At 36.3% G+C, this 3990-nt stretch carries 4 protein-coding genes; 1 reads left to right on the top strand and 3 read right to left on the bottom strand.

Annotated features, from left to right (window positions below; all coding sequences use genetic code 11):
• Window positions 1-366: 366 nt before the first annotated feature.
• The 3 genes from AC3DU7_RS27515 to AC3DU7_RS27525 form a co-directional block, all read right to left on the bottom strand.
• Entirely contained in the window at window positions 367-1632 is a 1266-nt protein-coding gene (locus AC3DU7_RS27515) for a tetratricopeptide repeat protein (RefSeq protein WP_488042445.1), read from the bottom strand.
• Between the two features lie 296 nt (window positions 1633-1928).
• Complete coding sequence (gene gloA2 / locus AC3DU7_RS27520) at window positions 1929-2315, bottom strand: SMU1112c/YaeR family gloxylase I-like metalloprotein (RefSeq protein ID WP_488042446.1); 387 nt, start codon at window positions 2313-2315, stop codon at window positions 1929-1931.
• 495 nt (window positions 2316-2810) lie between these two features.
• Entirely contained in the window at window positions 2811-3245 is a 435-nt protein-coding gene (locus AC3DU7_RS27525) for a Fur family transcriptional regulator (RefSeq protein WP_488042447.1), read from the bottom strand.
• A gap of 161 nt (window positions 3246-3406) precedes the next feature.
• Between AC3DU7_RS27525 and AC3DU7_RS27530 the strand changes: the two genes are divergently transcribed.
• On the top strand, window positions 3407-3990 hold a 584-nt coding region (locus AC3DU7_RS27530), incomplete at its 3' end, for a rubrerythrin family protein (protein WP_488042448.1).

Below are 3990 nucleotides of genomic sequence, written 5' to 3' on the forward strand. Positions count from 1 at the left end.
ACAGCTACTACTGGCACTGCTACTGCTGCTACAGTAGCGATCGCTACCCTCCTTACCTTAGCTGCGATCGCCAGTATAGCGAACAAGTTTCCTATCATCACCAAGACTTACCTATAACCAGTACAGATAGATAGTAGGGGGTAGCTGTTAACCCTCTACAAAAAGACTAGATCGTTCATTTTTATATCTCATACTAAATCCTGTTTTGAAAGTAAGGTTTATTGTGAGGTAAGGCAGAAGGCAGAGGGCAGAAGCGGTGCGACCCCGCGTCGGTGTCTGACCGCTATTCCCGAAAAAGCAGTAAGATTTTTGAAACGAATAAAATAGGATTGCTATATCTGCAATCTGCTGTAATTAATTATCCTGCTATTGCTGATAATCAGATATAACTTTTTCCAAATACCAAATCCTATCTCTTCCAGGATATTTTTCTCGAACTTTTGCAATTAATCTTTCTGCCATTGCCCAATGGCCACCAACCATTTTTAAAAGTTTTTGTTGTAGTTGTTTATATTGATTATCTTCATTAAAATTTTGATTTTGACTAGGAGTAGTTCCCTGAATTTTTTTCAAGTTATCTAAGGTTTTTTTATAGTTATTCCAGTCTTCAGCATCGCCAAATAATTTAGCAGCATTCTGATAATCATCTATGGCTTTTTTCATTTCTTCTAAACGGGAATAAACAATGCCTCGATGATAAAAAGCTTTGGCTTCATTAGGGTTGATTTTTAATGCTTGTTCATAATCTTTCATTGCCTCTTGATATACTCCCATATCCCTATAAGTATTTCCACGACTTACATACATAAGTGAATTGTTCGGTTCAATTTTTAAAGCTGCATCAAAGTCAGCGATTGATCCTTTAAAATCTCCTATTTTACTACGAATCATCCCTCGATTTTGATAAGCTAAAACATCTCGGTCATTAAATTGCAAAGCTTTATTAAAATCTGAGATAGCCCCTAAGTTATCCCCTTGTTTATAACGAATAATTCCTCGACAACAATAGGCTTGAGAATCTTCTGGATCTACTTGTAAAGCCCAGTTTAAATCTGCTATTGCTCCTTGGCGATCGCCTTTTTCAAATCTTCTCAAAATCTTAGTTATAAATGTTTGACCATCATCTTTTTGGAGATTATTTTCAACTTTTACCGCAGCAGTAGATACAGACTTTATTTGTTTAATATTATCCAAACATTTCCGACAATTAACTGCATCTTTCTGTTCTAAATATAATTCTGCCCCCCGCTTAAAATTATCTATGGCATCTGCTTGATTATGTTGTTGACGATAAGCATTACCTAACAATTTATATGCCGGAGCATAGTTATTATTAATAGAAATTATTTGATTTGCATCTGCAATAGTTTCCGAAATATCTTTTAGTGCTAACTTAGCAATACCACGAGCTAAATAAGCATCTATATAATTAGGATTAATTGCCAAAGCTTGAGTAAAATCAGCGATCGCTTCTTTGTTGTTTCCTAAATCAAACTTTGCTAAACCTCGGCCATAATAAGCTTCAGCAAAATTAGGATTAATTTCTATAACTCGACTAAAATATTTAATTGCTGCCTCATAGTCTCTAGCACGAGATTTTGCTACTGCTTGCTTATAAATTTCTTGTTCCATTAAATTCTAAATTAATTGTTTTATAAATAATCCTAGCATTTATTTGAAGCAAGAAGAAAGAAGGAAGAAGGAAGAAGGAAAAAGTAGATGGGTACTCAAATCCCCTTCTTGAGTAGGTAGGAATGTTGCATACAACGTCCGTACAGGTAGATAACCCAACCCTGCCCCTCCCAGGAGGGAAAGTAAGCAATTAATAATTATCTCTCCTTGAAAAGAACAAGTAATTATTCATTATTCATTATTCATTATTCATTATTCATTATTCATTATTCATTATTCATTGTTAATTGCCTTTTTCAACTTTCATAAATTTCCAGAGGCAACCCATCTGGGTCGGGAAAGAAAGTAAAACGTTTGCCAGTTATTTCATCAATTCTAATATTCTCTACTTCTATATTATGAGACTTCAAATAATCAACAGATTCATCAATATTATCTACTTCTAAAGCTAAATGTCTCAAACCACAAGCTTCTGGACGAGTTAATCTTTTTGGAGGGTTGGGAAATGAAAATAACTCTATGCGATCGCCACTTCCTACAAGTAAATCTAATTTATAAGAATTACGTGCTTTTCTCCAAGTTTCTTGAATAATTTTAAACCCTAAAATATGCACATAAAAATGTTTTGATTTTTCATAATTAGAGCAAATAATTGCAACATGATTAAAGCTTTTAATTTTCATCGGGTAATTCTATATTTAGCAATAGTAATTAATAAAAAGAATATTGTAAACGAAGGCAGAGGGCAGAAAGAAAAATTGGAGTTTGATAGGATGTTTGAAAAGTTGTTTAATACTGAATTTTGCCCCCCGAGCAAGCCAATTCTGGGGGGAAAAAGAATCCATTAGTTGGTAAAAGTCCCCCTTTATTAATCCCCCTCCCGTCCCCCTTAGAAAGGGAGAAGCCAGAGGATGCTACGCTTTTGAAGGATGGGAAGCCAGAGGATGCTGCGCTTTTGAAGGATGGGGGATTTAGGGAGCTTTGATTTAGCAAATGAGATTTCTCAGACAACCTCTGAGTCCCCATCAATTTATTCCTTCTTTCTTCTTACTTAGCGATACTAAAATATTCGCGAGCAAGATGCTCGCACTATCAAACTTATTACCGAATAATTAAGGTTTAAAGCCTCTCCTTGAAAAGAAGAGGTAATTATTAATTATTCATTATTAATTGTTGAACTATACTTTATTACAACTTTCACGACTGCATGTACCCCTAACAATAACCTCATAACTTTCAGGATAAATTCCTGGTGGTAAGCGATCTACTCGTAAATTACTAAAAATTTCCCAGTCTAAGTCAATGATCGCGCCACACTTTTGACAGCAAAAATGATGATGAGGTTTAACGTTAGCGTCATAACGAGTTACTCCCTCTTCCAGTAATACTTCCTTAACTAACCCTACTTCTCGTAACACAGTTAGGGCACTATAAATAGTTGCCTTGGAAGAAATTGGTAACTCACGGTTGACTTCACTCAGTATCTCCTCAACTGTGGGATGGTCTGAGCGAGATAAAAGATTAGCATAAACCGCAAATCGCTGAGGAGTAATTCTCAGCCCCTTAGATTGCATTTCTTCCTTAATATTTGTTGCAGAATAGTTACTGTTCATTAATTTAAGCCTATTATATACATTTTATACCAGCCTCATATTATAACACATCTCAACAAACACTGGTTATTAAATTAAACTTAATACTATTCTTGACATTTTCTTAGATCAGAATTATTCTTATAAATAACAGAGGAAAAGCAATAATTTAGGAGAACACCATGGACTTGTCCAACTCTAACACCGCCAAAAACTTGTCTGATGCTTTTGCAGGGGAATCAATGGCTAACCGTAAGTATCTCTTCTTTGCCGAAGTAACGAAGAAATTGGGCATGGCAGATTTAGCCAAACTTTTCCGGGAAACAGCCAACCAAGAGACTCAACACGCCTTTTCTCATTTTCGCCTACTTCACCCAGAGTTAGTAGTAGACGATCCATCTAGTTTGACTGAAGAGCAGAAAAAAGCGATCGCCTCTCGTTGTTTAGAGTTAGCAATTGAAGGAGAGACCTACGAATATACAACTATGTACCCAGAATTTGCCGAGCAAGCACGGGTAGACCGCGATAGTGCAGCAGCAGCAGAATTTAAGGAGCAAGAGGAAGAGTCTCGCGAACACGCTTCGATGTTTCGCCAAGCAACTCATAAGTTTGGTTTGTTGACTAGCATTGAGCATCATCACGCGGATCAATATACAGAAGCTCTCGAAGGTTTAAATGGCGTTGCACCGAAACAAAAAGCTGCTGGCAACGACCCTGCTAATCGTAAATGGATCTGTTGCGTGTGTTCGATGATTTACGATCCAGT

The organism is Okeania sp., assembly GCF_983059655.1.